The organism is Pseudocitrobacter sp. 2023LY-00077 (assembly GCF_055796175.1).
Genome location: NZ_JBSPEI010000018.1, coordinates 1 through 15,368, shown reverse-complemented (window position 1 = coordinate 15,368; position 15,368 = coordinate 1). Strand labels below are relative to the sequence as shown.

Annotated in this window: 15 protein-coding genes and 1 pseudogene; 6 read left to right on the top strand and 10 right to left on the bottom strand. The window is 53.7% G+C overall.

Features of this window, described 5'->3' with window-relative positions:
* Positions 1 to 24 precede the first annotated feature (24 nt).
* The 7 genes from bglB to ACWWFX_RS20135 form a co-directional block, all read right to left on the bottom strand.
* Positions 25 to 1,098 carry a beta-galactosidase BglB gene (gene bglB / locus ACWWFX_RS20165; protein WP_276220765.1) on the bottom strand — a complete coding sequence of 358 codons (1,074 nt, stop codon included), beginning with the start codon at positions 1,096 to 1,098 and terminating at the stop codon, positions 25 to 27.
* Complete coding sequence (locus ACWWFX_RS20160) at positions 1,098 to 2,258, bottom strand: hypothetical protein (protein WP_473224625.1); 1,161 nt, start codon at positions 2,256 to 2,258, stop codon at positions 1,098 to 1,100. Before ACWWFX_RS20160 ends, bglB begins: the two co-directional genes overlap by 1 nt.
* Positions 2,259 to 2,489: 231 nt before the next feature.
* A complete protein-coding gene (locus ACWWFX_RS20155) occupies positions 2,490 to 4,160 on the bottom strand; it encodes a hypothetical protein (protein ID WP_473224624.1) in 1,671 nt (556 codons plus the stop codon).
* A gap of 74 nt (positions 4,161 to 4,234) precedes the next feature.
* On the bottom strand, positions 4,235 to 5,296 hold the full coding sequence (locus ACWWFX_RS20150; protein WP_015966082.1) for a DUF2955 domain-containing protein: 1,062 nt from the start codon (positions 5,294 to 5,296) through the stop codon (positions 4,235 to 4,237).
* Positions 5,286 to 6,353, bottom strand: a complete 1,068-nt coding sequence (locus ACWWFX_RS20145; RefSeq protein ID WP_149462945.1) for an HlyD family secretion protein — start codon at positions 6,351 to 6,353, stop codon at positions 5,286 to 5,288. Before ACWWFX_RS20145 ends, ACWWFX_RS20150 begins: the two co-directional genes overlap by 11 nt.
* A gap of 4 nt (positions 6,354 to 6,357) precedes the next feature.
* Positions 6,358 to 6,825 (bottom strand): MarR family winged helix-turn-helix transcriptional regulator, encoded by a 468-nt coding sequence (locus tag ACWWFX_RS20140; protein WP_015966084.1) that lies wholly within the window; start codon positions 6,823 to 6,825, stop codon positions 6,358 to 6,360.
* A 246-nt stretch (positions 6,826 to 7,071) separates the two neighbouring features.
* Entirely contained in the window at positions 7,072 to 7,236 is a 165-nt protein-coding gene (locus ACWWFX_RS20135; protein WP_113858164.1) for a DUF1127 domain-containing protein, read from the bottom strand.
* 177 nt (positions 7,237 to 7,413) lie between these two features.
* Here ACWWFX_RS20135 and ACWWFX_RS20130 point away from each other — a divergent pair, with 177 nt between their 5' ends.
* Positions 7,414 to 8,841 (top strand): aminotransferase-like domain-containing protein, encoded by a 1,428-nt coding sequence (locus ACWWFX_RS20130; RefSeq protein ID WP_276220554.1) that lies wholly within the window; start codon positions 7,414 to 7,416, stop codon positions 8,839 to 8,841.
* Here ACWWFX_RS20130 and ACWWFX_RS20125 read toward each other — a convergent pair.
* Complete coding sequence (locus ACWWFX_RS20125; RefSeq protein WP_113858162.1) at positions 8,823 to 9,182, bottom strand: YebF family protein; 360 nt, start codon at positions 9,180 to 9,182, stop codon at positions 8,823 to 8,825. The two genes, ACWWFX_RS20130 and ACWWFX_RS20125, sit on opposite strands and share 19 nt — an antisense overlap.
* A 357-nt stretch (positions 9,183 to 9,539) precedes the next feature.
* Here ACWWFX_RS20125 and trpS point away from each other — a divergent pair, with 357 nt between their 5' ends.
* Positions 9,540 to 10,544 (top strand): tryptophan--tRNA ligase, encoded by a 1,005-nt coding sequence (trpS, locus tag ACWWFX_RS20120; RefSeq protein WP_473224623.1) that lies wholly within the window; start codon positions 9,540 to 9,542, stop codon positions 10,542 to 10,544.
* A 57-nt stretch (positions 10,545 to 10,601) separates the two neighbouring features.
* A complete protein-coding gene (locus ACWWFX_RS20115) occupies positions 10,602 to 11,540 on the top strand; it encodes an HNH endonuclease (protein ID WP_473224622.1) in 939 nt (312 codons plus the stop codon).
* 59 nt (positions 11,541 to 11,599) lie between these two features.
* On the opposite strand, the gene ACWWFX_RS20110 is transcribed toward ACWWFX_RS20115, so the two are convergent.
* Positions 11,600 to 12,595: a hypothetical protein gene (locus ACWWFX_RS20110; protein ID WP_473224621.1), complete on the bottom strand. Its 996-nt coding sequence runs from the start codon at positions 12,593 to 12,595 to the stop codon at positions 11,600 to 11,602.
* Between the two features lie 420 nt (positions 12,596 to 13,015).
* On the opposite strand from ACWWFX_RS20110, the gene ACWWFX_RS20105 reads away from it, so the two are divergent.
* Entirely contained in the window at positions 13,016 to 13,327 is a 312-nt protein-coding gene (locus ACWWFX_RS20105; RefSeq protein ID WP_473224620.1) for a YagK/YfjJ domain-containing protein, read from the top strand.
* Here ACWWFX_RS20105 and ACWWFX_RS20100 read toward each other — a convergent pair.
* A protein-coding gene (locus tag ACWWFX_RS20100; RefSeq protein ID WP_473224619.1) for an IS3 family transposase occupies positions 13,320 to 14,440 on the bottom strand; the annotation gives its coding sequence in 2 pieces (ribosomal slippage) (positions 13,320 to 14,182 and positions 14,182 to 14,440; 1,122 coding nt in all). The two genes, ACWWFX_RS20105 and ACWWFX_RS20100, sit on opposite strands and share 8 nt — an antisense overlap.
* 81 nt (positions 14,441 to 14,521) lie before the next feature.
* Between ACWWFX_RS20100 and ACWWFX_RS20095 the strand changes: the two are divergent.
* Positions 14,522 to 14,722: pseudogene (locus ACWWFX_RS20095) on the top strand (integrase); the annotation flags it as partial.
* A 260-nt stretch (positions 14,723 to 14,982) separates the two neighbouring features.
* Positions 14,983 to 15,279 (top strand): hypothetical protein, encoded by a 297-nt coding sequence (locus tag ACWWFX_RS20090; RefSeq protein ID WP_473224618.1) that lies wholly within the window; start codon positions 14,983 to 14,985, stop codon positions 15,277 to 15,279.
* Positions 15,280 to 15,368 lie beyond the last annotated feature (89 nt).

Sequence of the window (15,368 nt, the reverse complement as noted above, 5' to 3'; positions counted from 1 at the left end):
CACCGTAGCCGCCATCCGGTACAATTACGCCAGCCACTCCCCCTGCTGCAACTCCAGCAACAGCAGCATCATAAGCGCCTGTGCGTACGGTACCGGGGCCATTTCGATATCACAGTAATATTGCAGATCCGGCCCTACCATCGTTCCTTTTGACGCTTCCAGCACGATCCCGCGTTCATCAATGCGATCGCGCAACGCGTCCCATGCTCGTAGCGCCGAACCGGCAACGTCAGCGTCCAGAATTCCCATCCGCACGCCGCGTAACATGCCGTAGGCGATCCCCGCCGTGGCTGACGATTCTTGCGGCGAGAGCGGGTCGTCCAGCAGCGTGTGCCACATGCCGTTTTCAGCCTGCATCTGGCACAGGGTTTTCACCTGCCGCGCCACGACCTGCGAGAGATAGCGCTTCACGCTGGCGTCCAGGCTGTCGCCGAGCAGAGCGATGAATTCCGGGATCGCGACGGTGATCCACGCATTACCCCGCGCCCAGAACGCACCCGAGAAGTGATGCTGACCGACGAACGTCCACCCGTGATACCACAGGCCGCTGGCTGGTTCGCTGAGATAGCGGGTATGCAGCAAAAATTGATATGACGCTTCGTCAATCAAGTCTTTACGCTTAAGTACCACACCCGCCGAGCCGAGGAACAGACAGGTCATGAACAGCGTGTCATCCCACAAATGCCCGGTGTTCGGCTGCTCTTTAACGACGTGCTGAAAACCGCCCTCCTCCGTTTTGGGCAGCGTTTGCAGCAGAGAATCCGCCCAGTCGTTGACGACCTTCAGCAGATCTTCGCGGCCCGTGTGCCCGGCCACCAGCGAGAGCGCAATCATCGGCGCGGTGGTGTTGATTTGTACCGCAGGCAGGCCCTTCGCCAGCTGCCCTTCATACCAGGCCAGAATCGACTGCTGCAACCCGGCATCATTCTGCGATAACGCATACTGCCAGAAACCGTACAGGCCGACGCCCACTTCCCATTCCCACTCCTCGAAGTTGATGGCAAACCCTTCGCCGCTGCTCACTTCGCCGATATTTTTCAGGCGGCAGAATCCCTGCACAACCTGTTCCAGAGTTTGATGTAATTCAGCGTGGCGCATCATGCGGCTCCTGCTTGTGAGGACGTTAGAGAAAGATCGCTGGTCAGCAGACGCTGTGCGCGAGCGCGAAGCCCCGCGTCATCCGCCAGCTGCGACAACGCGAGCAGGCTGGGCGCTGCGTCGTCCTGCGGGGCAACGTTTACCGACCAGTACGCCAGGCGTTGCGCGGCGATTTCCTGCTGTTCGCGCCCATCGCGACCAGAGGCGGTGAAGCGTTCATCGCGGAACATCTGCCCGGCAAGATACTGCGCGGTGTGGAAGCTTAAGGCATTGCTTGCACTGGTAAACCACATGACGTCGTTGCCCAGTTCATCAAACCAGTAGCGATAACCTACTATCGCCGAACGCACGCGGCGCCACAGCACCGGCGCAAAAATTTCACCGTGATAGTCATGCCAGACCCACAGCAGCGAAATAAGCGCAGAGCTTGAGCCCTCTTCCCGGGCGCTGACACGCTGTAACAGGCGCACCAGCAGCGATTGCGCCTGCTCGTCTGCTTTCCCCAGCTTGAGCCGTGTAAGCAGCGCACGCCCTTCATCCTCGTGCCGTTCTGCGGTAGGGCGTTGATACAAAGGGAGTGCGTCGTCCTGTTCAGCCAGCCGTGCGTCGATCGGCTCCTTGCCCTGATAAATCATCCGCAGCACAAACTGCGTTTCACGTTCGCAAAGATCTTCAAGATGAATAAACAGCGAGTTCTTCCCCTGCTGGAGCGGCAGGTTAACCTGGCAAATTTGCAGCCTGTTGCGGCTAAAAGGCGTGAAGCGGGCGGCTTGTGTACCGTTAACCCAGATGCGCATGCCGCCGCAGGTCGCCAGTTGAAAAGCGTACTCACCCGATTTATCAGCATGAAGGTTAACGTACAGCCAGCGCTGGCTGTGGGTGGCGATCGGTTTAAATACCGATAAGTGAACCATCCCGCTTTCGTCCGCCTGGATGGTGTGGCTGGCAGGCAACGCGCGGGTAAGCGGCACGGCGCGTTGGGCGGTGCTATCGCAGAATACGCGGCGGCAGAACGAGGTCTGTTCCGGCCCGGCATCCTCCGTCACCACGTATCCATTTGACGCATCAAGGGTTTCACCCGTGTAAAACTCAGCAAACCGCTCATTGTGCGGCGCTGAAACTGCAAAACGCATTACTGCGTCACCCGCTGCCAGCCTCATGTTGTCTCCTCACTCACTACGCTTGTGTTAGCGCCGTATCATCAGGATTCAGGGGCGTTGGGGCTATGTGAGTGAACGCGGGGTTTTATGGATCTGCCCGGAGATTCACAATCCACCGATGAGCAGGAAAAGAAATGAGACTTTCATCACGTTTTGCCGTTTACCGTAGAGGGTGAAAACGGTGCGGATCGCATTTATCCCGCGATCCGTGGTTTTTCGATGTGACCTTAATCACGCTTTTAGCTGAGTCAGCTGGTGATGCAAGCTGTCTGCCAGCGCCCGCACGCGCGATGCGTCAAAGATAACGTGCATGCCTGGCGATGCTTCGGGATGCTTCGCGCAAAATGTGTCCATTTCAACGGCGCAGCGGTAGAGCTCCTGAATATTCACCTGGCAAATCTCGCGCATGCTCCAGTTATTCTCCACCACCGTGGCGTAGTGCAGCGTGAAAAAGGCCTTTTGCGCATGCATAAACAGCTGACAGTAAAGGGCAAACCCCTGCCACTCTTCCTGCCAGCGGCAAGCCAGCGCATGGGGGAATGCCGCGCGCTGCGCGAAGCCAAGCGCTTCGGCCTGGAGCGTTTGCGCCTCCTGCCAGGCTTCATCTTTCTCTTTAGCAATCAACGACAAATTACGCCCGGCGGTGGCGACATCATTCGGGCTAAAGGCGATATCACGCTCAGAGCCCGGCAGCCAGTGGTTACGGTTAAGCTGGCCGTAAAGGCTCCAGACACCCTGCCCGTAGCTTTCCGGCACCTGGCTGTGGCGATGGAAAACGTGGTCGCGTACATAAATGGCACGATAAAGTACCTGCCCGGCCTGCTCTAACAGCGTTTGAAATTCAGTGAACGTCTCGTCGTCCGGACGCCAGCCGTAACATTCATCCAGCCAATGCATCATCAGCGAGGTGCGGGTTACTGCTTTTTCAGGATGGGCCAGCAACTGACTACAGGCGACGAGGTTGCACTCACTCAACGTGCCCATAATCCAGTGGTTATCCACGCCTTCCCAGCTGGCTTTGCACACCGCGCCGCGAATTGCCGGATTCCCCCGGCACCACAACAAACGCCCCTGCAACTCGTCGATGCGCGGGAACGGGAAAATCCCCCACCCCACTTCTTCACCAACCAGATCGAGATCGACCCACACGTCGCGGTTTTGTACCGCTTGCAGCGCCGGGTTATTGGGAAAATTAGGCCAGAAACGCTCCGGGGTGATTTTAATCGAGACTGAGACGGCTTCCGGTAATGTGCTGATCGCTTCCAGAACGTTGCTGATATCGTGATTGCCCGCCGGAAACGCACGCAGCACCAGGTGCTTGCCTTCGCGCATCACCGCCCTCGCCATCGCGCTAAAGCACTGGCTGTAAAGCGATAAACTGCGCGGATCGATATGAGGGGAAGGATCGTCGTGCCCGGTAAGTTCCCAGTTAGGGCGCGAGATAGGCAGCAGACCGTCTGTATTTGAAAGCGCTACCAGCAGCCCACTCATCAGCGGAATACGCTGACACAGCAGGGTCATTTTATCCGCCAGATAGCGGCACCAGAACTCCGCGTCAAAATGCACGCCGCCTTTTTTATTCAGCAGTTCGGGGTGCGCCGCCAGCAGGTCAACGGGGAAGCTAAACTCTTTGGCCTGCAGGTAAAATTTCAGGCCGTGCTGCTGGCAAAAACCGGCCAGCCGGTTGAGGTAAACACAGCGAGCGCGCTGATGGCTGGAGAGACCATCATTGTATTGATGCGGCGTAAAGCCTTTTGGCGAGACCAGTTTGTCGAACAAATTAGCCTGGCCGACAATCACCGTATTGAAGTTGTGATTGATGGCCCACTTCACTAATTCACGGGCTTTATCCCAGTTCCAGAACTCCTGATTATTGAGTTCCAGCGCGCGCGTTTGCCACATCGTCCTTCTCCATCCATTGCGGGGGGAGCTATTCTAAGCACAAACGCGACCAGGCGTCTGGGACCGGAAGTGCGCTACTTCACAATAAAACGCGTTGCCTGGAAGCAGTTCAAAATTCGGTGCACCAGAAACACCATTGTGAGCGTTCCTAATAACGAAACGGTAACAGACGTAACACGGTACATGTCACTGAAGACCAGATCCTGGTCCGGCTGCAGGTTCTGGCCAAACATAATGCCGATGGTGGTAATGCTGGCAAAACCGACGCCTGCGCCCACTTTTTCCATCACGTGCATTCGCGCGCTGAATGCCAGGCCCAGCCCAATCAGCGGCATCATCAGAATCATGTGGCTGCTGTGATCGTACAAAATCAGCTGCACCACCAGAATATACAGACACGAAAGCACCACGCCGACCACGCGCCACAGGGAACTGACCACCGAACCGCGATAGTGCATCGGGAAGAGAATTAAGATCCCCGCCATCAGCGCCGACAATGAATCCTGTAAATCGCTTATCTGAAAGACGATAAACAGCATCGTTGCCACCGTGCCCGACAGCAGCGATTCATGGCGCACGCGCGCGGCGTCTTTTTCAATCAGCGGCGGCGGCTTACGCGGTTCAACATCGGGAATGAGATAGTGGAACAGGGCGCTCAGCGCCACCGCCATGACGCTGGCTTCCATATTGGAGAACAGCAGCGTATGCCAGTTGGTGGTTGGGTAGCTCATAAAATTGAGCATTACGCTCTGACACACCACGCCCATCGAGCCGAACAGGAACAGCGGTCCCTTACTCATAAAGCGAAAACGCATCACATACATACCGAAAACGACAATCGTCATGATCAGCGGCCATTCAATCAGATAGCCGACGATAATCACCATTTCGATGCAGTTCAGCACCGCACTGAGCAAAAACTGCCGTGCGATATGGCCGTTGAAGACCGGAACAAGCGACACCAGCAGAATGGGGAAGACGACAAAGAACACGCCATACTGAGTATCGAAGAACGTGGAGATGCTCAGCGCCGTCATACCGGTGAACACGGTGCGCAGCGTCTGGCGAAAATCATTCGCCGTGTAGACGATATTGCCGTGCGGCGTGAAGACCTGAGCGAGTGTTTTAATAGACATAGTGCAACAGGCTCACAAGATGGATTTGCGCCCCGGAGAAAAAGCGGGCGAACGGTCCATCGCTGTTATAGAGCTGAACGGTGGCGCGTGCGCCGGTTGGCAGTGTTTGCGCAAGCGGTTCATCCAGCGCCACGTGAATGCGCATACGCTGGGCATCACGTACCCAACGCGTGGAGGTATCCGGCTGAGAAAGCTGGCCGTTTACCGCTTCCTGCCCGGCTAAGATCCCGGCATCGCTGCTGGTCACTTTTGCACTAAAGACTTTGCCGGGTAGTGCATCAAATACCACGGCAGCATCGGTGCCGGTTTTGGTGTGACGCAGGCTTTTTTCGCGGAAATCGGCGACGATGTCCGTATGATCGTTCACGACCGCCATTACCGCCGTCCCGGCGCTGGCATACAGGCCAGGGCTTAATTGCAGGTTACTCACCGTGCCATCTTCTTCGGCGCGGATTTTCGTCCAGCCAAGATTAAGCTGCGCCTCTTCCAGCGCATTCTGGTATTTCTGAATGGTGACGTTGCGATGGTTATCGCGCTCACCACGCTGAATTTGCAGGTTATGGATGGACGCGTTAAGCGCGCTCACCGACTGTTCGCTGGTCTGCCAGGTAGTACGCACCTTATCGAGATCCGACTGCGATACGTTCTGCATCGTGCTTAAACGCTGATAACGCTCGTAGGTCACGCGATCGTTGCGGGCGGTGAACTGCGCGGTTTTCAGATTGGCCTGCGCGGCGACGATCTGCGCATCCAGCTGCTGGTTACTCAGTTTCGCCTGTTCGAGCGCAATCTGCGCGGCTTCCACCTTGTTCACAAACGGTGTCGGGTCGAGTTCATACAACAGGTCGCCTTTCTTCACCTGGCTGTTGTTGTGCACATACACCTGCGCAACATAGCCGGAGACGCGCGACGACGTCGGCGTCACCACGCGCATCACCGTAGAATCCGGCGTGAGCGGGATCCAGATATCGGCGATGATAAAATAGACAAACATAAGCAGGAAAGAGGCAATACTGACCCTTACCCAGCGGGCAAATTTCTGTTCTGGCGTCATCATGGTGTTATTCGGTTTTATTATTTTCTTCGCGGAGCATCCGCAAATTGCAGGCAATGTGATTCAGGGTTTCGCTGAACAGAGCGATCTGTTCCGGCGGGATGTTTTCGGAAACGCGGGTCTGGAAATCTTCGATAACCCGCGTCAGCCGTTGCAGCACCGCCTGACCTTCCGGCGTGAGCGTCAGCAGGCGAATGCGCTTGTCATACGGCGACACCGTGCGTAGCAGGTAACCTTGCTGTTCCAGCAGCGTCAGCGTGCGCATCAGCGGCGGCAGTTCAATGCCCTGCACTTCCGCCAGTTCGCTGACTGACACATTGTCGCCCAGTTGCTGAAGCTGCATCAGCACCGTCCAGCTCGATTGCGTTAACCCGGTGTCGGTGATCGCCCGATCGATGATGCCCCGCCACTGGCGAACAACCATCGCCATCCGCATCCCCATCGGCCTGCGGGCAAACAATTCATCTTCAGTCATGGCGAACTCCTCAGTGATTACCTTGAGGAAGATAATACTTATCATGGTAAGTATCAAGAAACGGCGGGATGGATAGCATTGAATGTGAAAAACAGTGGTGGGATGGTTGGCGGGATGGTGCGGGGTTTTCCCCCTCACCCTGACCCTCTCCCTCAAGGGAGAGGGGATGGATTGTGCGTGTCTTACAGAACTGAGCTGGTTTTCTCCCTCTCCCTGTGGGAGAGGGCCGGGGTGAGGGGCCTGTTATCACCGATAATCATCCCTGCTCAGCCCCACATCTTTCAGCTGCGCATCGGTCATTCTGTCGAGCACGCGGCGTGTACGCTCGCGGTCGTACCATTTTCGTAGCGCCTGCCACAGCCAAACCAGCCCGATAAACGGCCTTTTTGAACGGTTTTCGTAAAATTCCATATCGCACCTCCACGCGTTGCCAGAGGCTTTATCTTCGCCAAAAAGCACCACTGCAATACAGATTCACAAATAACTTTTCTTTAACATACAGATGGTCTAAAAAGGGATCTGCACGGCAGTTTTCACCTCCATCTGTACGGGTTCAGCGATCTGTATGGTGACACCGAGGAATACAGCATGACGCGTTATCAACATCTGGCCAATCTTCTGGCAGAACGTATTGAGCAGGGCCTGTATCGTGCGGGCGAAAAGCTGCCCTCGGTGCGCACATTAAGTCAGGAACACGGCGTCAGCATCAGCACCGTTCAGCAGGCGTACCAGACGCTGGAAACGCTACGGCTGATCACGCCACAGCCGCGCTCGGGCTATTTCGTGGCGTCGCGTAAAGCGCAGCCACCGGTGCCGGCGATGAGCCGCCCGGTGCAGCGCCCGGTGGAGGTTACCCAGTGGGATCAGGTGCTTGAGATGCTGGAAGCGCGTCGCGATAAAGAGGTTATTCTCTTTGGCGGCGGCTCGCCGGATGTCACCCAGCCCAGCCTGAAACCGCTGTGGCGCGAGATGAGCCGCGTGGTGCAGCACCATCCGACGGAAATTCTGAGCTACGATGAGCTGGCCGGGCGACGCGAGCTACGCGAACAGGTGGCTCGCCTGATGCTGGATGGCGGGTCAATCGTGACCGCCGACGATGTGGTCATCACCAGCGGGTGTCATAGCGGGCTGTCGATTGCCCTGCTGGCGGTGTGTAAACCTGGCGATATCGTCGCCGTGGAATCGCCGACTTTTTACGGCACCATGCAGTTGCTACGCGGCTTTGGCATTAAAGCGATTGAAATCCCGACCGATCCCGAAAGTGGTATCAGCATCGAAGCGCTGGAACTGGCGCTGGAACAGTGGCCGATCAAGGGCGTGATTCTGGTACCCAACTGCAATAACCCGCTCGGATTTATCATGCCGGAAGCGCGTAAACGCGCGGTGCTGGCGCTGGCGCAGCGCCACGATATTGTGATTTTTGAAGATGATATTTACGGCGAACTGGCGATGGAGTACCCGCGCCCACGCACCATTCATTCGTTTGATATTGATGGCCGCGTACTGCTGTGCAGCTCGTTTACCAAAACCGTGGCGCCGGGCCTGCGGGTTGGCTGGATTGTACCGGGTCGCTATCGTGACCGGGTGATGCACATGAAATACGCATCGAGCGGCACCACGCCACCCGCCACGCAGCTTGCGGTAGCGACCTTTGTGCGCGAGGGACACTATCACCGCCACGTCCGGCGCATGCGGCAGATTTATCAGAACAATATGGAAACCTACACCTGCTGGCTGCGTCAGTATTTTCCCTGCGGGATTTGCGTTACCCGCCCGCTCGGCGGCTACATGCTGTGGGTAGAGCTACCGGAAGTGGTGGATATGGTGTGCGTCGCCAAACAGCTGTGCCGCCTGAAGATTCAGGTGGCACCGGGTTCGCTGTTTTCCGCTTCAGGAAAATACCGCAACTGCCTGCGCATCAACTGCGCGCTGCCCACCACGGAGAAGCATCGGCAGGTGATGGAACAACTCGGCGAGGCCGTGCATCGGGCGATGGATCAGGACGCGAACGCGTAATCAATCTCCTGAAGTTCACAATCGATAATCCCGACGCGCACAAGCGTGGCGTCGGGCCCCACGGCGGTGAACGGCACGTGGTAAGCGTCGTCTTCAATCGTCACTTTGCCAAAGCTTAAGTTGGGCGTCAGCGTGCCCAGCATTTTCTTTTCAATCTGCCAGTAGGGAAAACGGCTCTTCAGATAATCCTCCTGAACCAGATTTTTCGCCTGCCGGGTCAGGCTACGACGGCACTCCGTCGCCGATTCGCTCTCCTGAATGGGAAGCAGGAGGAATAAAACGCCCACCGAGAGGGCCAGCAGAATCGGAACCCGGAGAGTATTACGCAGTGCTTTTCTCATCAGCTTGTTCCTGAAACGCGGTAAATAACCATCCAATCATGCTGGTTATGATAAGGCGCTTTTTCTCAAGTTCATCGCCGCTTATGTATTGTTGAGTAAGGTTACCCTTCAGGGCTCAGCAAGATGATGCAGCGGCTACGAATGGCATCGGAGAGATACAACATATTGACCTTCATGATGGATAGTGACAGGATGAAGTCATGAACCGTACCGTCGTCTCCACCTCACGTCACACTCGTTGGTGGCTGCCTTTCTAAAGGCGGCACGGATACTCTCATCCCATTTTTTATAGCCGCCGAAAGGCGGCTATATCATTTCAGGGGCGCCTTTCGGCTGATTAAGCTAAAGGAGCTTCACATGAACCAACCTACGATTCTCACCGGTGACCGTCCAACCGGCCCGCTGCATTTGGGCCATTACGTCGGTTCGCTGCGCCAGCGCGTGGCATTGCAGCACGACCATCAACAGTTCGTGCTAATTGCCGACCTTCAGGGGCTAACGGATAACGGCAGTAACCCGCAGAAAATCCACGATAATATTCCTGAAGTACTGGCAGACTATCTGGCCGCTGGTATCGATCCTCGCCTCACCACGATTTGCCTGCAATCCGCCCTGCCCGCGCTGGCTGAACTTACCGTGCTGTATATGAACATCGTCACCGTCGCGCGCGTTGAGCGTAACCCAACGGTGAAAAATGAGATTGCCCAGAAAGGGTTTGCCCGTTCGTTGCCGGTCGGATTTATGGTCTACCCCATCAGCCAGGCGGCGGACATTACCGCCTTTAAGGCCGGGCTGGTGCCGGTGGGCGATGATCAGTTGCCAATGATTGAGCAGACCAATGAGATCGTCCACAAGATGAATAGTCTGCTGAGCACCCCGGTGCTGCGCCACTGCCAGGCGATGCTCAGCCAGACCAGCCGCCTGCCGGGCATCGACGGTAACGCCAAGATGTCGAAGTCGCTCGGCAACACGCTAACCCTTTCCGCCAGCGAGGAAACGATCCACAAGGCTGTTAGCGCGATGTATACCGACCCGAACCACCTCCGGGTAAGCGATCCGGGCTGTGTGGAGGGGAATGTGGTCTTTACTTATCTGGATGCGTTTCATCCAGACACGGCGAAAGTCGCGGCGATGAAAGCGCACTATCAACAAGGCGGGCTCGGCGATCGCATTTGCAAGAACGAACTAGAAACCTGTTTACAGGAGTTGATTGCACCGATGCGCGAACGGCGGAACACGTTTATTCAGGATAAAGGCGCGCTGATGGCGATATTGCGTGAAGGGAGTGAGCGAGCGCGGGAAGTGACGCAGGCGACGCTGGAGGAGGTAAAACGGGGGCTGGGGCTGCCGATGCTGGGTTGAATATGGCACGTTTTGCGAGCATCATCGCCAATAATGACGTAAATAGGTAACCCGAGCATGCCTGGAGCACAGTTCCTCAGCCAAAAAGTTCTGGCAATGAAAACCGCGAAATACGGCGATGACATCACGTTAAACAAGCCGCTGCTGGTGCTTTATGCCCTCTCGCAGTACAAAAAAGGGCATGGCTGCTTGTTTGATTATGCCAGTGAGGTGAAGCCGAACCTTCGTGAGCTGTTGAAGCGCTATGGGCCGGAACGTAGCGGCTATGCTACCGATATGCCGTTCTGGCGTTTGCGTCATGATGGTTTTTGGCAGCTCAAAAATGCAGAGCTTTGCTCTTCACAGGGTATCCGTGAACCAAAAGACACGGAGCTTAAGACGTTTCAGGTGGCTGGCGGGTTTGATGATGCCAGCTTTGCATTTCTGAGGCAGCATTCCTCGTTTATCGATACGTTAGCCTTTGATGTCGCCCGTGCATTTATTCCTGCCCAGCATCAGCAAGCGTTAATGAAAGAGCTGGGGTTTAGCGCGCATAAGATGCCTGAACCCTCCAGTAAGATTACGATTATTCAGCGCGATATCGCGCTTTTAGAAAAAGATGCCTCTCTGGATGCGACAACGCGTCAACGTTTGATCAACGCCCGCCTGGGCCAGGGCCAGTTCCGCTCTGGCTGCCTGAATCTCTACCCCGCTTGCCCGGTCACTCATTTCGCCTTTCAGCCTTTGCTGCGCGCCAGCCATATCAAACCGTGGACTGACTGTGCGACATCTACGGAGAGACTGGATCCGTTTAATGGGATCATGTTGGCTGCGCATATTGATGTGTTGTTTGATGGGGGGTGGATCTCCTTTGCTGACCAAGGTGACGTTATTGTCAGCAATCGGCTGGATTATGAAACGTATAAGGCGCTGAATTTGCCGGGGAGGATTAGTCCGTTTCCGGAGAGATCGCTGGAGTATCTGGAGTGGCATAGGTGTGTGGTGTTTGAGGATTAGGGGGGCAATTTTCAGCCCCCAGTGTTTTTAACGATGTCGCCGGGCGACGTGGTCAAAAGTCACTCGACTTTTTCAACGATAAATCCGTCCTGACGAACAAAATCAATCAGATCCAGAATATTTCCTAATCCCCATTGATTAGATATTGCTATAAGCTCCCCTGATGGCAACTGAATGAGTGCGTCTTCATTCATATGAAACCGGTGTTTCCTGACCTCAGGAATGCCGTCCACTAGGGCAATGGTACGGCTTCGTAAAACGTCGCTAAGCTTGCTCTTCAGTTCATTGAAGTCGCGAGGATTGTGCTTAGCAATCCAATCGGTAAACAGTTCGAGAGCAAGTTTTCGCTTATTAAAAATTATCCCTTTATATCTATACTCAGAGTAATCTCTTTCAGAACGTTGGCTACTGGTTATCTGCTCATCGCGCTTTTCTTTGAACTTTACCTGATATTCTTCGAGTTCTGGAACAGGAATAATTTGCTCGGCATTGATTAATATCTCACCTTTGAAATTATATGGTGTCAGGCGGACGCAGCGAATATCAACGCCTTTATCACGTAGCCATATTGCTGTTGTGGTTAGTTCTTTTCCAAAATCAGCAGATGCGAGGATGATTCGAATATCTTTACCAAAATCAACAAGATCTGTTTCATCAAGATCAACAAACTGAAGCAACTTCTCTTTTGCGTTGCCTTCTTGCTCGTGCTTGAGCAAATAAGACTGATAATATTCACACGCCTTTGCAAAGCTCATTGTGGAAATCATCGCAGCATACCGCAGGGCCTGAAGCTCCATATGCGCGCCGATTTCATCACGTTTCAATTCAATAACAACAAGATTTGCTTGCTTATCAATAGCCAGTAAATCAATCCTGCGGCGGCTGTCTTCCCAGTCAGAAAACTCTTCGGAGATAACGAGACAATCAGGCGCGACAATATCGATATTATGTTTGATGGCTTCCTGCAGATCGTAACGTTCCTGCAGCCCCTCCAGGGAGTAGGTCGTTTTATCCAGCTTAGTAAGACTCTTATCAGCAATAGCGTACAGCGGCACGTTTACATCCTTTTTTATGTTTTTGCTCAGGCACCAATTGTAATCCATCAACCGTATGAATGTTCACCCAGAATTGGTAGCGGTTTAGCATACATGCTGCCTTAATTTAGATGTCAGTTGGAATGAAGGCGTAGCAAGTGATTTTACCAACACACAATTTGCCTTTTCTCATGGCATCTGGCCCGGTCCCTGACCGGCGTGGGGTAGATTCCCCTGAAGCGCGAGCGCTGGAAAGTAGTGCCTGGTAGTCCGATTCAGGTAATCAGCTGTATCCTGTGAACACGAAGCACTAGTTCTACCAGAACTTCCTCTGTGCTGAGGTGTAACTACTCATACCCTTTAAACCTTGGCGGATATGTATCAACGGGGATCCCCGTATCGGCCTCTGCCCGCCATTCTTGCTCTTTTCAGGATAACAGAATGGATTTAACCACTTCGCAACGAACACTTCAGGCTGCTATTGACCAATACCCCAAGCTTATTGCGCTGAGCTTCGCGCTTAATTTTGAGACCAGAGATTCCGAAATGCTGCAGCCACAATTCCAGGCTGCATTCGCACCACTTTTTGAAGCTCTCATAAACGAAAGAGTTGAGGCAGGAGAAACGATACCACCAACACAACTACGTTTTATATGGTTTCCCGTGAAATCAGTACTTCATTGCGTGTTGTTATTGAATCAGAATACCATCTGGCATGACCTGCCCCCTGGATTAGATACAACCTTCAGTTAGTAATGTCGGTTGGTTTTTCTTCATATTTCCCGTTTCGCCAGCCCGCGGCAAATTCAGCCGGAGTCAGGTAGTTTAGAGATGAATGTGGACGGCACTCGTTATAATCCTGCCGCCAGTCATTAATCGTTTTCCTTGCGTAGACTATATCGCTGAACCAGTGCTCATTGAGGCACTCATCTCTGAATCGTCCGTTAAAACTTTCAATAAATCCGTTCTGAGTCGGCTTGCCTGGCTGGATAAGACGCAGTTCCACGCCATGCTCAAAGGCCCATTGGTCCAGTGCGCGGCAGGTAAATTCCGGTCCCTGATCGGTTCTTATCGTAGTCGGATAGCCGCGAAACAGCGCGATGCTGTTGAGAATACGCGTGACCTGCACGCCTGAAATCCCGAATGCAGCGGTAATCGTCAGGCATTCCTTCGTGAAATCATCCACGCAGGTCAGGCACTTGATCCTGCGACCGTTGGCCAGTGCGTCCATAACGAAATCCATCGACCATGTAAGGTTCGGCGCATCCGGGCGAAGAAGCGGAAACCGTTCGGTCGCCAGCCCTTTACGGCGTCGTCTGCGTTTTACGCTCAGTCCATTAAGGTGGTAAATACGGTATACCCGCTTGTGATTGACGTGAAGGCCCCCCCTACGCAGCAACTGCCAGATGCGCCGATAACCAAAACGTCTGCGTTCAAGTGCCAGCTCAGTAATACGCCCTGATAAATGTGCATCAGCAGCCGGACGCTGAGCATCATAACGGCAGGTCGACAGGGACAAACCTGTAAGCCTGCAAGCACGACGTTGCGACAGACCGGTCGCATCACACATCAACACCACGGCTTCCCGCTTCTGGTCTGTCGTCAGTACTTTCGCCCCAGAGCCACCTGAAGCGCCTCCTTATCCAGCATGGCTTCGGCAAGCAGCTTCTTGAGCCTGGCGTTCTCTTCCTCAAGCGACTTCAGGCGCTTAACCTCGGGCACCTCCATACCGCCATACTTCTTACGCCAGGTGTAAAAGGTGGCGTCGGAAATGGCGTGCTTACGGCAGAGCTCACGGGCAGAAATCCCGGCTTCAGCCTCGCGGAGGATACTGATGATCTGTTCGTCGGTAAAACGCTTCTTCATGGGTTGTCCTCATGTGGCTTATGAAGACATTACTAACACCGCGGTGTATTAATCAACGGGGAGCAGGTCATTCATGGATAGGTAGAAAAACTTGGTCTAGAAGCTTCTCTTTACAGCTCACACTCCATGAGAAGAACAAAACCTTACCTGATATACAAGAAAACCAAGAATCTCCGGGTGATCCAACTTCTGTTGGGCCATAAGAAACTGGAAAGCACAGTCCGTTATCTGGGCATTGAAGTCGATGATGCATTAGAGATCTCTGAATCGATCGAAGTCTAAGGTTGTCAGGGCTGCAACAGCAGCCCTGTGCCAAGAACAGACGTTGCTAGTAACGCTATTTATTTAAGGGGAAGCCGGGTCTCTGTCATTGTTTGTGATTTTTCAAAATAGCTTAATGGATACAACACCATCTGAAATAGATTTTATCAAATCCAACCTGCTTATCTCCCTAGGTGAAAGGTGTATTACTTTCTCTTGCTTAACGTACTGAAATGCATGTAAAATAATCACTTCCCCGCCCCATTTTATGGTCATTGCAAATGGAAAAATTGATTTGCACCTCATGCATCAAAAACGCAGGCTTGAGGTTTTTAGCTGAAAAATTAAGAGACCCAAGTGACAAACGTTTCTTCGACACCTGCGGCCATACTGGTGGATTTCTTAATGAGGATAATGTAGAACAACTTGCTCATGATTTTTTTGTGAATGGTTCAATTCCACCGAGTTCAGGAGGAAATGCACCTGTGTATAATATAAAAACTATAGGAGTAAATGAACTCACTTTCGAGTCAGAGCTAGGGAAGGTGCGAATAAGCGGGGAAATTCTTCTCGGCTGACTCAGTCATTTCATTTCTTCATGTTTGAGCCGATTTTTTCTCCCGTAAATGCCTTGAATCAGCCTATTTAGACCGTTTCTTCGCCATTT

What these genes read in the sequence shown, in the direction of transcription:
- bglB (WP_276220765.1), bottom strand. Translation starts at nt 1,098, where the DNA reads ATGCGCCACGCTGAATTACATCAAACTCTGGAACAGGTTGTGCAGGGA.
- ACWWFX_RS20160 (WP_473224625.1), bottom strand. Translation starts at nt 2,258, where the DNA reads ATGAGGCTGGCAGCGGGTGACGCAGTAATGCGTTTTGCAGTTTCAGCG.
- ACWWFX_RS20155 (WP_473224624.1), bottom strand. Translation starts at nt 4,160, where the DNA reads ATGTGGCAAACGCGCGCGCTGGAACTCAATAATCAGGAGTTCTGGAAC.
- ACWWFX_RS20150 (WP_015966082.1), bottom strand. Translation starts at nt 5,296, where the DNA reads ATGTCTATTAAAACACTCGCTCAGGTCTTCACGCCGCACGGCAATATC.
- ACWWFX_RS20145 (WP_149462945.1), bottom strand. Translation starts at nt 6,353, where the DNA reads ATGATGACGCCAGAACAGAAATTTGCCCGCTGGGTAAGGGTCAGTATT.
- ACWWFX_RS20140 (WP_015966084.1), bottom strand. Translation starts at nt 6,825, where the DNA reads ATGACTGAAGATGAATTGTTTGCCCGCAGGCCGATGGGGATGCGGATG.
- ACWWFX_RS20135 (WP_113858164.1), bottom strand. Translation starts at nt 7,236, where the DNA reads ATGGAATTTTACGAAAACCGTTCAAAAAGGCCGTTTATCGGGCTGGTT.
- ACWWFX_RS20130 (WP_276220554.1), top strand. Translation starts at nt 7,414, where the DNA reads ATGACGCGTTATCAACATCTGGCCAATCTTCTGGCAGAACGTATTGAG.
- ACWWFX_RS20125 (WP_113858162.1), bottom strand. Translation starts at nt 9,182, where the DNA reads ATGAGAAAAGCACTGCGTAATACTCTCCGGGTTCCGATTCTGCTGGCC.
- trpS (WP_473224623.1), top strand. Translation starts at nt 9,540, where the DNA reads ATGAACCAACCTACGATTCTCACCGGTGACCGTCCAACCGGCCCGCTG.
- ACWWFX_RS20115 (WP_473224622.1), top strand. Translation starts at nt 10,602, where the DNA reads ATGCCTGGAGCACAGTTCCTCAGCCAAAAAGTTCTGGCAATGAAAACC.
- ACWWFX_RS20105 (WP_473224620.1), top strand. Translation starts at nt 13,016, where the DNA reads ATGGATTTAACCACTTCGCAACGAACACTTCAGGCTGCTATTGACCAA.
- ACWWFX_RS20090 (WP_473224618.1), top strand. Translation starts at nt 14,983, where the DNA reads ATGGAAAAATTGATTTGCACCTCATGCATCAAAAACGCAGGCTTGAGG.